The 16,557-nt window shown below is 65.8% G+C and carries 17 protein-coding genes; 5 read left to right on the top strand and 12 right to left on the bottom strand.

The genetic code is table 11. The features are described 5' to 3' along the window. Window positions 1–22: 22 nt before the first annotated feature. The 5 genes from G3446_RS16255 to G3446_RS16235 all read right to left on the bottom strand — a co-directional run bounded on the left by G3446_RS16255 (window position 23) and on the right by G3446_RS16235 (window position 3,475). Window positions 23–592, bottom strand: a complete 570-nt coding sequence (locus G3446_RS16255; protein ID WP_164453882.1) for a DUF3299 domain-containing protein — start codon at window positions 590–592, stop codon at window positions 23–25. An 11-nt stretch (window positions 593–603) separates the two neighbouring features. Beyond that, window positions 604–1,161, bottom strand: a complete 558-nt coding sequence (locus G3446_RS16250) for a ZrgA family zinc uptake protein (RefSeq protein ID WP_164453881.1) — start codon at window positions 1,159–1,161, stop codon at window positions 604–606. A gap of 184 nt (window positions 1,162–1,345) precedes the next feature. Continuing rightward, on the bottom strand, window positions 1,346–1,798 hold the full coding sequence (locus tag G3446_RS16245; RefSeq protein ID WP_164453880.1) for a Fur family transcriptional regulator: 453 nt from the start codon (window positions 1,796–1,798) through the stop codon (window positions 1,346–1,348). Window positions 1,799–1,813: 15 nt separating this feature from the next. Next, entirely contained in the window at window positions 1,814–2,662 is an 849-nt protein-coding gene (locus tag G3446_RS16240; protein WP_164453879.1) for a metal ABC transporter permease, read from the bottom strand. 84 nt (window positions 2,663–2,746) lie between these two features. Further along, window positions 2,747–3,475 (bottom strand): metal ABC transporter ATP-binding protein, encoded by a 729-nt coding sequence (locus tag G3446_RS16235; RefSeq protein ID WP_164453878.1) that lies wholly within the window; start codon window positions 3,473–3,475, stop codon window positions 2,747–2,749. A 366-nt stretch (window positions 3,476–3,841) separates the two neighbouring features. Between G3446_RS16235 and G3446_RS16230 the strand changes: the two genes are divergently transcribed. Both G3446_RS16230 and G3446_RS16225 read left to right on the top strand, forming a co-directional pair. Beyond that, window positions 3,842–4,198: a hypothetical protein gene (locus G3446_RS16230; RefSeq protein ID WP_164453877.1), complete on the top strand. Its 357-nt coding sequence runs from the start codon at window positions 3,842–3,844 to the stop codon at window positions 4,196–4,198. Between the two features lie 41 nt (window positions 4,199–4,239). Next, window positions 4,240–4,959 (top strand): hypothetical protein, encoded by a 720-nt coding sequence (locus tag G3446_RS16225; RefSeq protein ID WP_164453876.1) that lies wholly within the window; start codon window positions 4,240–4,242, stop codon window positions 4,957–4,959. Window positions 4,960–5,644: 685 nt separating this feature from the next. Here G3446_RS16225 and hybE read toward each other — a convergent pair. The 7 genes from hybE to G3446_RS16190 form a co-directional block, all read right to left on the bottom strand. Further along, window positions 5,645–6,148, bottom strand: a complete 504-nt coding sequence (hybE, locus tag G3446_RS16220) for a [NiFe]-hydrogenase assembly chaperone HybE (RefSeq protein ID WP_164453875.1) — start codon at window positions 6,146–6,148, stop codon at window positions 5,645–5,647. A 17-nt stretch (window positions 6,149–6,165) separates the two neighbouring features. Beyond that, complete coding sequence (locus tag G3446_RS16215) at window positions 6,166–7,023, bottom strand: hydrogenase expression/formation protein (RefSeq protein WP_164453874.1); 858 nt, start codon at window positions 7,021–7,023, stop codon at window positions 6,166–6,168. 115 nt (window positions 7,024–7,138) lie between these two features. After that, the gene (locus G3446_RS16210; RefSeq protein ID WP_164453873.1) at window positions 7,139–7,435 is read right to left on the bottom strand and encodes a HypC/HybG/HupF family hydrogenase formation chaperone; all 297 of its coding nucleotides are present in this window, start codon (window positions 7,433–7,435) and stop codon (window positions 7,139–7,141) included. Further along, on the bottom strand, window positions 7,435–8,082 hold the full coding sequence (locus G3446_RS16205) for a HyaD/HybD family hydrogenase maturation endopeptidase (protein WP_342450138.1): 648 nt from the start codon (window positions 8,080–8,082) through the stop codon (window positions 7,435–7,437). The genes G3446_RS16210 and G3446_RS16205 overlap by 1 nt, the downstream gene beginning before the upstream one ends. Then, the gene (cybH, locus tag G3446_RS16200; protein WP_164453872.1) at window positions 8,079–8,771 is read right to left on the bottom strand and encodes a Ni/Fe-hydrogenase, b-type cytochrome subunit; all 693 of its coding nucleotides are present in this window, start codon (window positions 8,769–8,771) and stop codon (window positions 8,079–8,081) included. Before cybH ends, G3446_RS16205 begins: the two co-directional genes overlap by 4 nt. Before the next feature lie 180 nt (window positions 8,772–8,951). Continuing rightward, a complete protein-coding gene (locus G3446_RS16195) occupies window positions 8,952–10,742 on the bottom strand; it encodes a nickel-dependent hydrogenase large subunit (protein ID WP_164453871.1) in 1,791 nt (596 codons plus the stop codon). After that, the gene (locus G3446_RS16190) at window positions 10,739–11,836 is read right to left on the bottom strand and encodes a hydrogenase small subunit (protein ID WP_164453870.1); all 1,098 of its coding nucleotides are present in this window, start codon (window positions 11,834–11,836) and stop codon (window positions 10,739–10,741) included. Before G3446_RS16190 ends, G3446_RS16195 begins: the two co-directional genes overlap by 4 nt. Window positions 11,837–12,473: 637 nt before the next feature. Between G3446_RS16190 and G3446_RS16185 the strand changes: the two genes are divergently transcribed. The 3 genes from G3446_RS16185 (at window position 12,474) to G3446_RS16175 (ending at window position 16,553) form a co-directional block, all read left to right on the top strand. After that, a complete protein-coding gene (locus G3446_RS16185; RefSeq protein ID WP_164453869.1) occupies window positions 12,474–13,355 on the top strand; it encodes a PAS domain-containing protein in 882 nt (293 codons plus the stop codon). Beyond that, entirely contained in the window at window positions 13,241–14,875 is a 1,635-nt protein-coding gene (locus tag G3446_RS16180) for an MFS transporter (protein WP_342450137.1), read from the top strand. Before G3446_RS16185 ends, G3446_RS16180 begins: the two co-directional genes overlap by 115 nt. A 379-nt stretch (window positions 14,876–15,254) precedes the next feature. Further along, window positions 15,255–16,553, top strand: coding sequence for an OprO/OprP family phosphate-selective porin (locus tag G3446_RS16175; protein ID WP_164453867.1), 1,299 nt, complete (start codon window positions 15,255–15,257; stop codon window positions 16,551–16,553). Window positions 16,554–16,557: the final 4 nt, after the last annotated feature.

Raw genomic sequence — 16,557 nt, 5'->3', positions numbered from 1 at the left:
CCACGCCTCAATCCCGGCAAGCTCAAGCCCGGATTCCACCCGGCGTACTGCCGGGCGGCTTAAGTCCATGGCATTGGGCGCTGCGATCAGTCAGCGCGTGAATGGTCCCAGTGACCCAAACCGTATCGAAGAGACCACCCTGGTAGGGCTCGCCCGCAGGCATGACGACATAGACGGTCTGGCTCGCCGGTGGCGGCGGCGTATGGATGCAGGCGCCAAAATAGGGCACCAGGAGAAAGCCTGGCATCTCCTGCTCGCCCCATTCGACGGGCACCACGAAGCCAGGCAGCCGCACCCTGCGGCCGTCGATCCCATCGACCAGGGGCGCCTTAGCCCACTCGGCTTTGAGCTGGTCCAGCAGGGCGATGGCGCGCGGGTCCTCGTCGCCCAGCGCGTCGATGCCTTCGGCCTCGAGCTGCTTCAGATAGGACTCAGGGCTCCAGTCCGGCGGCATGAGGACGTCCCAGTTGATGACCTCCGCGTCCGTGAAGGGCTCGGTCGGCTGCCGCGCATCACAGCCGGCCAGCAGGAGCACGACCATGCTCCAAAGCCACAGAGGATGCAGCCGCCGACGCGCGCAGATCTCAGACATCCCGAAGCCGCTCAAAGGGGAACGAAGCTGACGACGGGATTACCCGGGGTCAGCTCGGCGGCGCCTCGCCCAGCCGGCATCACATAGTGGACCAGCACCCGCTGCAGCGCCGGGAAGCCGATGAAAAGTCCGAGCGCGGCGGTGTCGAGCGCCTCGGGGCGTGCGCACGCGAACCCATACTCGGCCGAGATCTCCACACGAGCGGGCGCTTCGGACCCAGCCTTTCCGGGCCTAGCCGAATCCGGCAGATCGGCGTCGACCGACGCCTCGACCAAGCGGCAGGCGGCCTTGGTGTTGAAGCGAACCATGCCGTCGCCCGCCTCCAGGTTCTCGCGCGCCAGCGTCAAGGTCTCGGACTCCAGCCGCGTGCTTGGGGAATGCTCGAATCCGACCAGGGTCGCTGCCGGGGCAAAGAGCCGGACGAGGACCTGCTGCCCTTGGATCTCGAAATCGAGATTCGCGACGCCCTGCACATAGGGCCGCCCCCGGCCTTCGGCGTGGGCACCAAGGGCCGCAACAAGGAGCAGCGGCGCCAAGACGCCGATCGCCCGAAGGATCTTCACACGCATAAGGTGACTCCAATGTCGACGGTTTTGAGCCTAAAGGAGCCACCAGCAGCCAGCTCTAGGCTATGACGGTGCTCCGCTGGCGGCTGGTAGCTGACTGCTCCATTCCGAACGCATTGACAACCGTTGCGCCCTTCGCGCGCTTTGCGGTTCAACAGCTCTCTTCAGGCTCAAGGCTTGGTTCAAGTCAGTGGCGCTTGCGCACGCAGTCCGCGCAGGTCCCGATCAGCTCCACCACGGGACGCTCCGCCCGGAAGCCGCTCGCCGCGGCGACCGACGCGAGACTCTCGGCGACGGCCGCATCCTCCACCTCGGTGACCAGTCCACAATCGGCGCAAATGAGGAACTGACAGGAATGCGGATGCTCCGGGTGCGTGCAGCCGACAAAGGCATGCCGGCTCTCCAACTTGTGCACCAGCCCCTGCTCCAGCAGAAAATCCAGAGCGCGATAGACCGTTGGGGGCGCCAGCGACCGGTTGCCCACACGCATGGCGTCGAGGATCTCATAGGCGCCAAGCGGCCGCTCCGCCGCGCAGAGGATCTCGAGCACCCGTCGCCGCTGCGGGGTCAGGCGCACGCCGCGCTCGTGGCACAAGGCATCCGCACGGCGCAGGGCGAGGTCGATGGGCTTGGCGTCCATTGGCATGACCTCCAGCTAGGCCGCCTTGGCCCGACGGCGGGCCCGATGGCGGACGATCATCTGGCTCGAGAACGCCGAGCAAACATAGACGCCGCCCGCGAGCAGGATCATGGTCGGCCCTGCAGGCAGGTCCGGGCCGAACGACAGCGCCAGACCCAATGAGGTGAAGAGCGCCCCAAGGAGTGTCGCGATCAGCATCATGGCGCCCAGGGAATGGACGTAATGACCGGCGATGGCGGCCGGCAGGGTGAGCAGTGCGATTACCAGGATGAGCCCGACGACCTGGATGAGCAGGACCACGGTGATGGCGACCAGGCACAGCAGGAGCAGGTAGAAGAAGGCGACAGGGACACCGCGCAGCCGCGCCAGCTCCTCGTCGAAGCTGATCGCCAAGAACTGCCGATAGAAGAGCGTAACCGCCGCGACCAGCAAGAGGTCGAGACCGGCCATGAGCCAAAGCTCCTCGGTCGGCACCAGGAGGATGTTGCCGAACAGAAAGCTCATGAGATCCGAGGCATAGCCTGGGGTCTTGGCGATGAAAAGCACGCCGACCGCCATGCCGATGGCCCAGAGCGCGCCGATCATGGTGTCCTCTTGGGTCTTCCAGGCCAGGCGGACCGTACCGATGAGCAGGGCTGAGGCGATGGCGGCCGCCAGGGCACCCGCGAAGGGGTCGAGGCCGAAATAGAGCGCCGCCCCCATGCCGCCCAGCACCGAGTGGGCGATGCCGCCCGCCATGAAGGCGATGCGCTTGACGACGACGAAGGTCCCGATGACACCACAGCCGACGCTCGCCAAGAGCCCCGCGATCAAGGCCGACTGAAGGAAGCCGTATTCGCCGAGGGCTGCAAGGAATTCGCTCATGCCGCTGCTCCGCGCGACAACCGCTGACTCAACAACGACCGAATCCCCGACCCGACGGCAATCACTGAGCCTTGGCAAGCCATGTCAGTGCCCATGCGCAACCTGACGGACATGGCCGCCGTAGAGCTGCTGCACGGTATCGCCGTCGATCTCGAGCGTCCTATGGCAGGCCAGGGTGCGATTGAGGCAAGCCACGCGGCTGACGTACTCCGAGATGAAGGCGATGTCATGAGACACCAGCAGGATGGTCAGGCGCCGGTTGAGCTCGGCCAGCAAGCCGAAGACATCGGTCTCCGCCCGTTGGTCGACATTGGCCGTCGGCTCGTCCAGGATGAGGATCTCGGGCTCGCTCGCCAGCGCCCGGGCCAGCAGCACGCGCTGCAGCTGGCCGCCGGAGAGCGCGCCGATCGGCCGCTTGGCCAGGTCCAGGGCCTCGACTTCCCTCAACGCCCCTGTCGCGGCGGCCCGGTCGGACGTGTCATAGCGCCCCAGCAGCCGCCCCATGCCGAGCCGCCCCATCAAGACCACCTGCTCGACCGAGATCGGAAAGTCGCGCGGAAAGCTCGGAAATTGCGGCACATAGCCGATGCGCCGCACCGCGCGGCGCGGCGACTGCCCCAGGACCCGTATCCGTCCGACCTGCGGCCGCAGCAGCCCCAGCACGAGCTTCAGGAGCGTGCTCTTGCCGCCGGCATTGGGTCCCACCAGCCCGACGAACTCGCCGGACTCGATCGACAGCGTCACCTGCTCGAGCACCAGCGCATCCCCATAAGAGAAGCTGAGGTCCTCGACCTGAATTACGGGCTCAGCCATGCCGCCAATCTAGCCATGTAAGCCTCAGCGCTCATTGTCGTGACGCCCATTCAAAGTTAACCCAACCTCACGCGAGCCGGCCCTCAGCAGCGGCCGAATGCTATATTGTAACGCAAGCCGGAACGACGACCTAGCGGCATCCCCGCAGGCCATCCTCTCGCCCTTCTAGCCCAGCCGGGTCAGGCGGTCGGTGTGAGCGACCGTCCGCAACCAGAAACGCTTAGAATCCAGCCGCAGGAAAGGCCGAGAAGATGGCCGCTTCGCGGGGAGCACTGGTGCCAGGATCGCAACCAACAAGGGAGGCAGGCTGGCGCCGCGCCGGCCGGATACTGCTCCACATCCTGCTCATCGTCTTCGGCTACTCCGGTGATCGCATTCCTCGGCGGCGATTTCGCGGGCGTCGTGCTCGGCGTGCCCGCAATCCCGATGCTCCGCGAGCTCGTCTCCAGACCCAAGAAGCGGGGCACCCTCAGCCTGAGCTGGCCGGATGCCCTGCGCAGGGCCCTCCACGTCGCCGGAGGCGCATCGACCGCGCCCTTCGCCGCCTGGCTGCCGGCCAAGCCGCAGGTTCAGACGCAGATCATGGCGCTCCTCATGTTTCTCCCCATGGTGCTCGCCGGATTGACACAGGGCGCGCGGATCGCGCCGATTTCGCCATGTACTCGGCGAAGACTGGAAGCAAACCGCAGGATTCGAGAGGCAATGCGGCGTCGACCCGATTAGGATGACGGCGATTTCATGACGCGCACGCGAGCCAAGACCTCATGACCTTCACAAGCCAGCTTTACTGGGCCGTCGGCCTGAGCCTCTACGTCCTCTGCATCCTCTTTCTCACCCGGATCCCCTACCAGGCCATGGTCGAGCGCGGCATGGAGCCCATCCGCGCCGTCTACTACAACCGCAAGATCGTCCACATGATGGCCGGGGGCGTGGGATCGCTGATGGTCCCCTTCGTCTTCGCGGACCCCTGGTTCCCGCTGATCTGCGGCCTGCTGCTGACGGCCCTGACCTATCTGGGCCATCTCACTGGCCTGCGCTTCTACTGGTTCCAGACCCCGGAGAACCGCAACGACGTCAAGTTCGCCCTCATGTGGAGCGTCTCGGTGTCCTTCCTCTGGTGGCTGCTGGAGAATCCCTGGCTCGCCATCCTGCCCTCCCTCTACATGGCCTTCGGCGACGGCGTCACCGGCATCGTGCGCAACGCCATCATCCGCAAGCGCTCCAAGAGCCCCATCGGCAACCTCTTCATGCTGCTGCTCTGCGCCCCCATGGGCTGGATCGTCGGCGGCATGGCGACGCCGGCCATCCCTGTCTGGGGGCTCATCTCTGCAGTGGTCGCGACGGTCGTCGAGCGCTACGAATTCGGCCCCATCGACGACAACATCCTCATCACGGTCGCGGCCTCGGGCGTGTTGCTGATTGGGACCTCCTTGGGACCCTTAGGAGTTGTCCATGCATTGTTTCCCGATCCGAGTCTCTGGTGACGCAGCTCCAGCTGCGTCACCCGCGAGACGAAGCTCCGCTTCGCGAGCCTAAAGGTAAGCGCTGCTTTCGACCTGGTGCAGAGGCCGGAAGTGGTCGGCGTCGTGAAGCAGAGCTTCATCGCCGAGGTCACGAAGCAGGAGCTTCATGACCAGAAGAGCGGGAAGCAGTTGATGGACACTTCCTTAGTGTGAGAATTAGGATCCGGGCGGCGGCCCAAGCCTCCATCGGATTCCTCTGTGACATCCATCCGGTGCCTCGAGCCCGGCGGGGGACAGCTCCTTCAAGATGACTCGGCGACTGAGCGAAGTCGTCGAAAGGCCCAAGCCGCATCCGACCCCGAAGGCGGTCAAGCTGATGGCGTATCAATGCAAGGTCGGCAACACCGCAGACGTGTTTTCCACCTTGAGCCCGCCGAGCGATTGCTCCAGCGGCCCGGCCATCGCGCTCAGAGCCGGTCCAGGTGAGAGTGGGTCCGCCATTGAAGCCGAACCAGCCGAACCAGAGGCTGAGCGCGCCCGCCAGCCGCCCAGCCGTTCGATGCCTGGGTGGAGACCCCGTTCCTGCGGCAGGTGCATGGCCTGGCCTCGGGTTGCGGAGGCTAGGTTACCCTGGCTCAACCCGCTTCGAGGCGCCCCGAACGAGGGCAATCACCCGGACCCAAGGGCGCGCTCGGACACGCAGGGATCAAGTGCGCCTGAGCCGACCTCGCAGCAGATCGCGGCGACTGATCGCCGGACTAGCGTCCGGCTGGGGGGCAAGGGGCTTCGGACGGGGCGACTCGGACGGGAGCAGACCCTCCAGGATCTTCGCCGCAGTCGCCACGGCCGTCGCCTGATCGGCGAAAGCACCCATCGGGGAGTAGAGCGAGCACGCCAGGAAGGCCCCCACATCGGCCTCTTCCGAGCCGATCGTCTCCACTTCGGCGCCCGGCAGGGTGAGGGTTTGCTTGATCCCAACGCCACCTGGGCGGTGTGCCGATCCCGGCCCCGGCACCAGGACCAGGTTCATGGTCCAAGGCGTGACCAGAGCCCCGACCCAGTCCCCATCGAAGATCCGGCCTCCGACCACCTCCACCGAGAGACTCGGGTGGAGGATCGGCAGACCCGCCATCCGCTCCCGGTGGATCCGCTCGAAGGCCAGGGTCAGGCGTCGGGCGACGTCCTCGGGGCTCAGATCGGGCGTCGTCACGGGACTGCCGGCGGCGCTCAGCGCACCGCCTCCAGGATCTCGGCCAGGCGATCGGCGCTGTCGTCGATGTCCTCCTGGGCCGCGAGCGCCGCGGAGGGGACGTCGACCACCTCCAGGGTGTTGAGGATGAGCTTGTCGTCGGAGTTGAAGTGCTGCACCCACCAGCAGTTGCGCAGCCCGGTCGCGGAGATGCGGCAGCTGCCGTAGCCGCGCGAGAGGATGGTGACCGGCCCCAGCCCGAGCTTGGCGGTCAAATAGTCGAGGTCGTCGGGCGAATGCGGCAGCAGGGTGAGATTCACCACATGCGCCGGGTCCCCGAAATCCCAGGCCGCGACGCGCTCGTTCAGCTCCGTGAGTATGGATCGGCCGGTGAGGACGCCCTCGGGCAGCTCGCCCTCCGGGCTGACCTCGGTCGCGGCCCCTGTGAAGGCGAGCTCGCGCACGCGGCTCGGGATCTCGGCCACCTCCAGCTCGTCGCTCAGGACCTGCCCGAGCTCGTCGCAGCGCTGAACGCGCCAGATGCCCGCAAGGCGTGTCTCCTGCCCACGCAGGATGGCGTCGCTGGTGAAGAGGATGCTCACCTCGCCCTCGCCCAGGGCCTGCGTCACCAGATGACGGTCGGCATCCGGCAGCTCGAGGAGATCCAGGACGCGCGACGGCTCCAGCACCCGGTAGCTGCGCACCTGCACCAGCAGGCGCTCGAGCAGGCGGATACCCTGGGGGCAGCCCGATACCTCCTCGGGCTCGGGCAGCGACGGCGGCGCATAGGTCTGCATGTCCTTCGGCATGCTCAGATAGCTCAGCTCGGCGCCGTCCTCGTCGACGGGCTGAGAGCCTGGGCCCCTGGTGTGGGCGATCGGCGCGAAAGGCTGCATGCGTGCTCTCCTGAATGATTCGTTTCGTCAACGCGGTGGGAGCCTCGCCCCGGCGCGACCTGCTCCGGCCAGGCTGGAAGCCTCGTCGCGGCGGGGCGCCGCTCCCACAGCGGGCTCAAGGCCCCCGCAGGTGCTCGGGAAGCTGAGGCTCGCGGTCGACGAGATCGGCGAACAGATGGTCGACGGACTCCCCCGCCATGGCCGCCTGCATGGCAGCCAGTGCATCCCGCACGCGCAGGGCTTGGGTCTCGCCCATGACCTCGCGGGCGACGCCGAGGAACACCAGGACCCAGGCGCCCGGCGGCTGCGCGCCGACCAGCTGCATGTCGACGCGCTGGCGCTCGCCGCCGTCGTCGCACCAGGCCCAGACCGGCCCGGACTCGATGACCTGCATGGGCACGCCGATACACATCAGTCCCGCCCTCGCGCCGCCAGCACGCGGGCGTCGCCGATGCGGCAGGCCTCCTCGGCGGAGGGCCGCCCGGACTCGTAGAGGCCCATGCTGAGTGAGGGATGGGGGACATCCTGGACCCGCTGCTCGACAAGATCGCGGACGGGCTGCCACTCCAAGCCGAAGCGGTCGAGGAAGCCTCGCGCGGCCTGGATCGCCGGCACGATCTTGGCCTTGACCTCGGGCCTGAGGCTGCCCCCGAAGTCCTCCAGCTCGAGCGGCTGCACGCCGACGAGCAAGAGGTGATCCGGGTAGTCGCCCATGAGATCGGCCATCGCCAGGACTTCCTGAAAGCCGGTCTGGTGCAGGCTCATCTTCTTGGCACCCATGAACCTGGGCACGGCGTCGCCCTCGACCAGCTTCAGGGTGCCGGGCGCCAGGCCGTAGTCGATGGCATCGAAGACGACCAGGACGTCCGCCCAACGGATGTGATCCACCAGGTAGATCCCCTGGGTGCCGCCATCCAGCACCCGCACATGGGGGCCAAAGTGATAGCGGGCGGCGATCTCCTCGATCACCCGCACGCCGAACCCCTCGTCCGCCCAGAGGACGTTGCCGATGCCCAGGATCAGGACGTTGGGCCCCGCCGTGCTCACGGCTGGGCTCACGGCCGGTCGTCCTTGAACATGCGCCAGCCACTGATCATGGTGCTGATCAGGCTCTGACGCGACATGATGTCCTCGCGGATGGCGGTGTAGACGTGCAGCATGACGAAGACCACGATGACCCACATGCCCCAGTGATGCCACATGCGCACGTCCTGGCTCTGACCCACGAAGGGGATGACCCAGCCGAAGAGATCGTCCTGCCAGCTGCCGAGCCCAGTCTGCTCCGAATAGAGCGCCATCCCGGTGACGATCATCACCAGACCGCCCACGGTGATGATGACCACCATGAACAAGTGCGCGAGCGGGTTGTGGCCGATGTATTTGCGCGGCTCCTTCTCGAGGAAGGCGTACCAGCGCACCTCGTGCACCAGCTCGCTCCAAAAGCGCTTGCGCCAGAACGGCAGGGTGAAGAGCTGGTGAGAGTAGGAGTTCCCGACGATCGCCCAGTAGATGCGGAAGATGAACCCGACCATGAAGAAATAGGCCGCGGCGAAGTGGAAGAACCGGATGTTCCCCATCAGGTAGTGGTCGCTCGCCTCGCCTGGGAGTGTCGGCAAGGGGCTGCCGATCAGGTATCCCGTGATAGCGAGGACGGTGATCGAGAGCGCGTTGACCCAGTGCCAAATCCGCACCGGGGTCTGATAGACATAGACGGCGGTCTGTTTGACCGTTGGCAGATCCGTAAGCATGGGCTCAGCCTCCGGGCTGAAAAATCAAAGGGGAGCTAGCTGCTCGTGGGAGCGGCGCCCTCGCCGCGACGGCATCGGCCTCCAGCGCTGGCGCCAGTCGCGCCGGGGCGGCGCTCCCACACTGATCACTGATCACTGATCACTGATCACTGATCACTGACAACTGACAACTGACGACTTCTACCTGACTTTCACCCGCGTCAGCTCCTCGCCCTCCGGGCTCATGACGTGGGTCGAGCAGGCGAGACAGGGATCGAAGCTGTGCAGGGTGCGCAGGATCTCCAGCGGCTCCTCCGCCTTGGCCACGGGCGTGTTCAGCAGCGCGGCCTCGAAGGCGCCGATGTTGCCGGCCGGATCGCGCGGCGAGCCGTTCCAGGTGGTCGGGACCACGGCCTGGTAGTTGTCGATCTTGCCGTCCTTGACGACCACCCAGTGACCGAGCGCACCGCGCGGCGCCTCCGTGGTGCCCACGCCCTGGGCCTCCTTGGGCCAGGTCTTGGGATCCCACTTCTCGATATTGGCGGTGCTGCTGTCGCCGGCCTTGATGTTGGCCATCAGCTTGTCTTGGAAGTAGCGCATCTTGTGCGCCGCCCAGGAGCCCTCCAGACCGCGCGCGGCGGTGCGGCCCAGCGTGGAAAAGAGCGCCGACACCGGCAGCTGCAGGTCGGTCAGCACCTTCTCGACGGGCTCCTTGAACTCGGGATTGCCTTGGGCGTAGCCGATGACCCAGCGCGCCAGCGGGCCGACCTCCATGGCGTGGCCGCGCCAGCGCGGGGCCTTGATCCAGCTGTACTTGGCGCCCTCGTCGATGGCCTCGATCCGGGTCTTGGTCCCCTTGGTGTTGGGGCCGAGGACGAAATTGGGCTCGGTTACGCCGTCCCAGGGGTGCAGCCCCTTGGACTCGTCCTCGTAGCTGAACCAGGAGTGGGCGACGAACTCCTGAATCTGCTCTGGGTCACGCAGGTCCACGTCGTGGATCTCCGCGAGATTGCCGTTGATGATGGCACCGCGCGGGAGCATCTGATTCGCGGCCGAGTCGTCGTTCGCACGGTCCGGGATGTCGCCGTAGGAGAGGACGGACTGGCTGCTCAAGCCGCCACCATAGGTCCAGTCCTTATAGAAGGAGGCGATGGCCATCAGGTCCGGGATATAGACCTTGTCGATGAACTCGATGGTCCGGTCGATGATGGAGGAGACCAGGTTCAGCCGCTCCATGTTGACCGCACCCACGGCGCCCGTCTCATGCACGTTGATGGCGCAGGGCACGCCGCCCACCAGCCAGTTCGGATGGGGGTTCTTGCCGCCGTAGATCGTATGGATCTTGACGATCTCCTTCTGGAAATCGAGCGCTTCTAGATAGTGCGTGACCGCCATCAGATTGGCCTCCGGCGGCAGCTTGTACGCCGGATTGCCCCAGTAGCCGTTCATGAAGGGGCCGAGCTGACCGGACTCCACGAAGCGCTTGATGCGGTTCTGCACGTCCCGGAAGTAGCCGGGCGAGGACAGCGGCCAGTCCGAGATGGACTGCGCCAGCTCGGAGGTCGCCTTGGGATCCGCCTTGAGCGCGGAGACCACGTCCACCCAGTCCAGCGCGTGCAGGTGATAGAAGTGCACCAGGTGGTCGTGCGCCTGGAGCGTCAGCTGCATGATGTTGCGGATGGCGTTGGCGTTCTCCGGGATCTGGATGCCCAGGGCATCCTCCACGGCGCGCACCGAGGTGAGCGCGTGGGTGCCGGTGCAGACACCGCATATCCTCTCGGTGAAGGCCCAGGCGTCGCGCGGATCGCGCCCACGCAGGATGACCTCCAGGCCGCGCCACATGGTGCCGGTGGAGACGGCATTGCGGATGACGTTGCTCTCGTCGAGGTTGACCTCGCAGCGCATGTGCCCCTCGATGCGGGTCACGGGGTCGACGACAATGCGCTGGCCCGAGGTGTCGAGCGCGAAGCCGTTGGGGGTCTGGACGGTCATGACTTGTCGTTCTCCTCGTGATGCTCACCGGCGCGCTGCTTGATGCGTTGGACGGCGCTCGCGGCGGCGTGCGCGGCCACCGCGGCACCGACCGTGCCTGCAGCCGCGATGCCCACCTTGTCGGCGTTCGCCTCGATCCCGAACACATGTGTGTCGGTGACATGGTCGTAGAAGCTGCCCTTGTCCCAGAATCCGTCCTCGGAGCAGCCGATGCAGCCGTGGCCGGACTGGATGGGGAAGGAGACCCCATTGTTCCAGCGCACGGTCGAGCAGGCGTTGTAGGTCGTCGGCCCCTTGCAGCCCATCTTGTAGAGGCAATAGCCCTTGCGCGCGCCCTCGTCGTCCCAGTCCTCGACGAACTGGCCGGCGTCGAAGTGCGGTCGGCGATAGCATTTGTCGTGGATGCGCTGGCCGTAGAACATCTTCGGCCGGCCCTGACGGTCCAGCTCGGGGATGCGGTCGAAGGTCAGCATGTAGGTAATGACGCCAGTCATGACCTCGGCGATCGGCGGACAGCCCGGCACCTTGATGACCGGCTTGTCGGTGATGACCTCGTGGACAGGCGTCGCCTGGGTCGGATTCGGGTGTGCGGCCTGGACGCAGCCCCAGGAGGCGCAGGAGCCCCAGGAGATGACGGCCTTGCAGTCCGAGGCGACCTCTTTCAGCTGCTCGACGAAGGGCCGGCCGCCGATGATGCAGCTCATGCCGTCCTGATTGAGCGGCGGATTGCCTTCGACCGCCAGGATGTAGTTGCCTTTGTATTTCTCGCGGATCTCGGTGAGGATCGCCTCGGCCTGATGCCCGGCGGAGGCCATGATGACATCGTCGTAATCCAGCGAGATCATCGACAGCACCACGTCCGACACCAGCGGGTGCGCCGAGCGGATGAAGGACTCGGAGCAGCAGGTGCACTCGAGCCCATGGAGCCAAAGCACAGGCGTGCGCGGCTTGGTCTCCATCGCATGGGCGATCTTGCCGGCCAGGGCCGGCTCCAGCCCCAGCGCCGCCGCCGTCAGGCTGCAGAATTTCAGGAAGCTGCGACGGGTGATGCCCTGTCGGCGCATCACCTCGTAGAAGGTCTCTGTCATTGCCATGGTTTATCCCAGTTGGGTGTCTCCCAGTTGAGGATCTAGCCCCGTGATGGATCCAGGTCGGTCATGGACCTAGCCCAGTTGCGGACCTCGCGATCTGACCGGACGCAACGCCGGCGCAATCGAAGCTCAGTGCAGGGGCCTAGCAACGCTCAGGCCAGATTGAATTTCTCACTACAAACAATCGACTAAGCCCAAGGCTGACATCGCAGCGTCATGAAGAGCGCCAAAGGTTCTTCCAGATCGATCACGCAACCGAAAACTTTGTTTGCAGCAGACGAGACTGAAAGGGGGTAGCCAGAGGGTTTCCATGACGGCACAGGGGTTACGTAATCGTACGGATAGCTCTGCTGCCGGGGGTCTACTAGCTTCTCTTCGTAGTCATTTCCTCATTCAGTGGGGACTGACCGATCGCGTCCCGGGCATCCGCTGCCCCTCTCACTGGTGCGCGTTCTGCGTATGCAGTGCGGGGGTGACCAGCAGAAACGGGCCACGCACTCCGGAGTTAGAGCGAGCCTCTGGTAGGAATGCGCCGAGGTGCGCGACGCGCACCCTCGCTGATCCTCGGTCGTAGCAATCCCTATCCACCGTCCGATGTGTCGCCGCGGCAGCGACCGCATCGGCGGTCGGGAGCATGAGAATGACAAAAGGCCTTGGCGAAAGCGTGCTCGACGATCTGCGGATCGAGTGCGAGGCCCTCAGACACCAGCTCATCGAAGCCCATCGGGCCTTGGCCTCCGCCTCCGGGCGCAGCGACATGGTGCTGGGAGATGCCCCTGCCGATCTCCCCGCTCATCCGCGGCCAAGCGCCGAGGACACCACCTACGGGCGGCTGGTCGAGAATATCCTCCAAGGTGTCGCCCTAGTCTCAGCATCCGGCCAAGTCCTACACGCCAATCAGCGTCTCGCCCAACTGATCGGAATCGCCCCCGAGCAGCTGCCTGGGAGCAGCCTACCGGACCATTTGCCGGCCCAGGTCGCCAAGGAGATGTCCACGTGGCTCGATACCGCTGCAGCCGAGCCCGTTCGCGCCAGCCACCGCATCCCGACACGCGATGGCCAGGTCCGGCATCTCCATTTCAGCGTCAACCGAGTGGCACCCGAGACGAATGCCGCGCGCTCCCTGGTCGTCACCGACCTCGATCAGGTGTTCGATCGCCAAGTTACGCAGACCGAGGAGCAGGTCGACGCCACGGCCGATCAGTCGATCGAGCACGCCCGCTCCCACGCCCTCACCCTGCTGAGGAGCGCGTTGGACGCGCACGCCCGCGCCGACGCGATCCAGGATGAGCTGCAGCGTGAGATCCGCGAGCGCGAGCGTGCCCAAGCAGCCTTGGAAGAGGCGGAGCGCCGCCATGAGCGCATCATGGAGACGATCGGCAGCACGCGCTGGCTATCGACCGCGGATTGGGAGACGCTGCTCTTCTTGGATGGCACTCAACCGACGAGCCGCAGAGTCGAGCGGCAGTCACCCAAGACCAGCTTCCTCCCCTTCGGCCTCAACCCCAAGCCCGGCACCTGAGCCACCGCCGGAAACCTCCGCCGCAGTCCAGACCAAGGCCCGCGCCCCGCCAGCTTGAGGTACCATTGCGCACCGCCCGGCGCACGGAGGGATCAGACGGCCAAGCCGCCGCTCCATCGGCCACGGCAAGGTCCGCCCTCCCGCACCAGAGCCCAGATCCAAGGCCGCCCGCCAGCCTCATGACCCAACGCACACGTGCCCCGAGACGCGAGATCTTCGGATGGGCGATGTTCGACTTCGCCAACTCCGCCTACACCACGCTCATCATCACCGTGGTCTTCGGCGATCTCTTCACCCGCGTCATCGTCGGCGACGCGCCGGACTACAAGCTGGGCAATCTGCTGTGGAGCCTCGCCCTGGCGGTCAGCTACCTGATGGTGGTCGTCTGCTCGCCCATCGTCGGCGCCATCATCGACTACAGGGCCGCCAAGAAGCGCTTTCTCTTCGCGAGCTATCTGCTGACGGTCGTCACCACCGCCATGCTCTACTGGGTCGCCCCCGGATACGCCTGGCTCGGCGTGGTGCTGCTGATCCTGTCCAACTTCGCCTTTTCGATCGGCGAATCCTTCATCGCCAGCTTCCTGCCGAGCTTGGGACCGCCGGAGGACCTGGGAAAGATCTCCGGTTTCGGCTGGGCCTTGGGCTACATCGGCGGCATGGCCTCGGCCCTCTTCGTCGTCCTGCTGCTGGGCGAGGTGAGCGCGGAGAACTTCGAGCACATCCGCTGGGTCGGCCCCTGGACCGCCTTCTTCTTCCTGGCCGCCGCCATCCCGACCTTCATCTGGCTGCGCGAGCCCGGCGTGGCGCGCTCCCTGCCGCCAGGAGCCAGCTACGTCCGCTTGGGGCTCGACCGCGTCAGACAGACGCTCACGCATCTCAAGGACCACCGGGATCTCGCCGTGCTGCTGGTCGCCGTCTTCTTCTCCATGAGCGGCATCAGCATCATCATCACCTACGCCTTCATCTATGGGGCACAAGTCATCGGCTGGGACGAGTCCGTGCGCACCCTCATGTTCGTGCTGGTCCAGATCACGGCCGCGGCAGGCGCCTTCGGCTTCGGCTTCGTCCAGGACCGCATCGGCGCGCTGCGCACCTATCTGCTGACGCTCGTGCTCTGGATCCTGGCCATCCTGCTGATCTACCTGACGCCGGCCATCGCCGCGGCCGCACAGACTCGACTTGGACTCGACTGGCAGGCGCAGTACGTCTTCCTGATGGTCGGCTGCGTCGCCGGCACGAGCCTGGGTGCCTGCCAGTCGACCACCCGCACCCTGGTCGGGCTCTTCTCGCCGCTGTCACGCTCGGCGGAGATGTTCGGTTTTTGGGGGCTCTCCATGAAGCTGGCCGGGGTCTTCGGCCTGCTCGCCATCGGGCTGCTCCAGGCGCTCTTCGGACTGCACAAGGCCGTGCTCTTCTGCATCCTGCTCTTCGTTGCGGCGTTCCTGGTCGCGCGCGCCGTGGACGAGACGCGCGGACGCAGGATTGCCGCTGAGCACGACACTGGGGTGAGAGCCTGGTAGGACGGGCCAACTGCCGGGCGACATCCACCAGGCCGCTTCGCAGACACCAACAAAGGGATGCGCGATCAGATTGTTTTCTGAACGACATCTCGGAAGCGAAACCTGGCCATACCGCGAAACCGCCGGCTCGGATAGTATCCACATCACTGCGCAGGCGGTTTCCCCTCATGCCGCCTGGGTTGGCTGAGCGCCCGACGTCGGCATCGCGCCAGTGGTCACATAGCCCCGAATGCGGCTACCTGTCTGCCGACGCCCTTTCCGGGCGAGCCTCGACTCGGCGCTACTGGGTATCGGATTATCCGGCAATCAGGCCAGAAGGCAGGGAGCCGCAGAACCCTCACAAAGGTGCCCAACGATGTCCGCGTCCAAGCATTGGGGAATGATGATTTCCACGGTTGTTCTCTTTGCCGCCACCGCAACGGCGGGGGAGGCCGAGTTCTACCGTTTGCTCGAGATGCTGCTGCAGAACGGCACCCTGACACAGCAGCAGTATGACTCGCTGCGGGGTGCGCTCGATGATGACGGCGTCGCGAGCGAGGCACTGGAAGCCGAGGCTCCGCGGGTCGCGGTTGACACCGCAGGCGGGCTCGAGGTCAGCACGGATGACGGTGCCTTCAGCTTCGGGCTCGGTGGCCGGCTGATGATCGACTCGGCCTTCTATCGCGAGGACACGAACGACCTCGGGGACGGGACCGAGCTGCGCCGCACCAGACTGGAGGCAGAGGGCATGCTCTTCTCCGACTACGCTTACGAGCTCGGGGTCGATTTCGCCGGCAGCGACGCCGACGTCAAGGACGCCTTCATCGAGTATCTCGGCTTGTGGCCGGCAACCATCAGGGTTGGGCAGTTCAAGGAGCCGTTCAGCCTGGAGGAGCTCACCAGCTCCAAGTACATGACGTTCATGGAGCGCGCCCTGCCGAATGCGTTGGCGCCGGGCAGGCATATCGGCATTGGTCTGGGGTCGCGCGGCTCGGGCTGGACGGCGGCTGGCGGAGTCTTCGGCGAGTCGTTCGACGATGATGTGAGCGACGAGGGCGACGAGGGATGGGGCATCACTGGCCGAGTGACCTATGCCCCCTGGCGCGAGGATCGTCGCGCGCTGCATTTCGGGGCGGCGCTCTCGCACCGCGTTCCCGACGAGACCAAGGAAATCGAGCTCGATACGCGCCCGGAGAGCCACATCACCGACGTGCGCTACTTGAACACCGGCCGCATCACGGATGTGAGCCATCTCGATCTGGCCGGCCTGGAAGCCGCATGGGTCGAGGGGCCGTTCTCGCTGCAAGGCGAATACGTCGCCGCGGCCGTCGATCGCGGCGCCGGACAGTCGAATCTAGCCTTCGATGGCTGGTACCTGTACGGCAGTTGGCTTCTCACCGGCGAATCGCGCAACTATAAGCCCAAGGCTGGCAAATTCGGGCGAATCCGCCCCATCGCCCCCGGCGGCGCCTGGGAGTTGGCGCTGCGCTACAGCTCGCTCGATCTCAACGACGACGATGTTGCCGGCGGCCGCGCGGGTCAGATGACCGTCGGCCTCAATTGGTATCTCAACGCCCACACCCGCCTCATGGCGAACTACATCCGTGTCGATAACGATGCCAACGCGGACGATGACGGCGACGTGGCCGGTGATGACGATCCGAGGATCATTCAGCTGCGCGCGCAAATCGATTTCTGAGCGC

Source organism: Thiorhodococcus minor (genome assembly GCF_010820565.1).
In the GTDB taxonomy this organism is placed as follows: Bacteria; Pseudomonadota; Gammaproteobacteria; order Chromatiales; family Chromatiaceae; genus Thiorhodococcus; species Thiorhodococcus minor.
Note: the sequence above shows the minus strand (reverse complement) of the source record. Positions and strands in the feature narration are given on the sequence as shown.

What these genes read in the sequence shown, in the direction of transcription:
- G3446_RS16255 (WP_164453882.1), bottom strand. Translation starts at nt 592, where the DNA reads ATGTCTGAGATCTGCGCGCGTCGGCGGCTGCATCCTCTGTGGCTTTGG.
- G3446_RS16250 (WP_164453881.1), bottom strand. Translation starts at nt 1,161, where the DNA reads ATGCGTGTGAAGATCCTTCGGGCGATCGGCGTCTTGGCGCCGCTGCTC.
- G3446_RS16245 (WP_164453880.1), bottom strand. Translation starts at nt 1,798, where the DNA reads ATGGACGCCAAGCCCATCGACCTCGCCCTGCGCCGTGCGGATGCCTTG.
- G3446_RS16240 (WP_164453879.1), bottom strand. Translation starts at nt 2,662, where the DNA reads ATGAGCGAATTCCTTGCAGCCCTCGGCGAATACGGCTTCCTTCAGTCG.
- G3446_RS16235 (WP_164453878.1), bottom strand. Translation starts at nt 3,475, where the DNA reads ATGGCTGAGCCCGTAATTCAGGTCGAGGACCTCAGCTTCTCTTATGGG.
- G3446_RS16225 (WP_164453876.1), top strand. Translation starts at nt 4,240, where the DNA reads ATGACCTTCACAAGCCAGCTTTACTGGGCCGTCGGCCTGAGCCTCTAC.
- G3446_RS16215 (WP_164453874.1), bottom strand. Translation starts at nt 7,023, where the DNA reads ATGCAGCCTTTCGCGCCGATCGCCCACACCAGGGGCCCAGGCTCTCAG.
- G3446_RS16210 (WP_164453873.1), bottom strand. Translation starts at nt 7,435, where the DNA reads ATGTGTATCGGCGTGCCCATGCAGGTCATCGAGTCCGGGCCGGTCTGG.
- cybH (WP_164453872.1), bottom strand. Translation starts at nt 8,771, where the DNA reads ATGCTTACGGATCTGCCAACGGTCAAACAGACCGCCGTCTATGTCTAT.
- G3446_RS16195 (WP_164453871.1), bottom strand. Translation starts at nt 10,742, where the DNA reads ATGACCGTCCAGACCCCCAACGGCTTCGCGCTCGACACCTCGGGCCAG.
- G3446_RS16190 (WP_164453870.1), bottom strand. Translation starts at nt 11,836, where the DNA reads ATGGCAATGACAGAGACCTTCTACGAGGTGATGCGCCGACAGGGCATC.
- G3446_RS16185 (WP_164453869.1), top strand. Translation starts at nt 12,474, where the DNA reads ATGACAAAAGGCCTTGGCGAAAGCGTGCTCGACGATCTGCGGATCGAG.
- G3446_RS16175 (WP_164453867.1), top strand. Translation starts at nt 15,255, where the DNA reads ATGATGATTTCCACGGTTGTTCTCTTTGCCGCCACCGCAACGGCGGGG.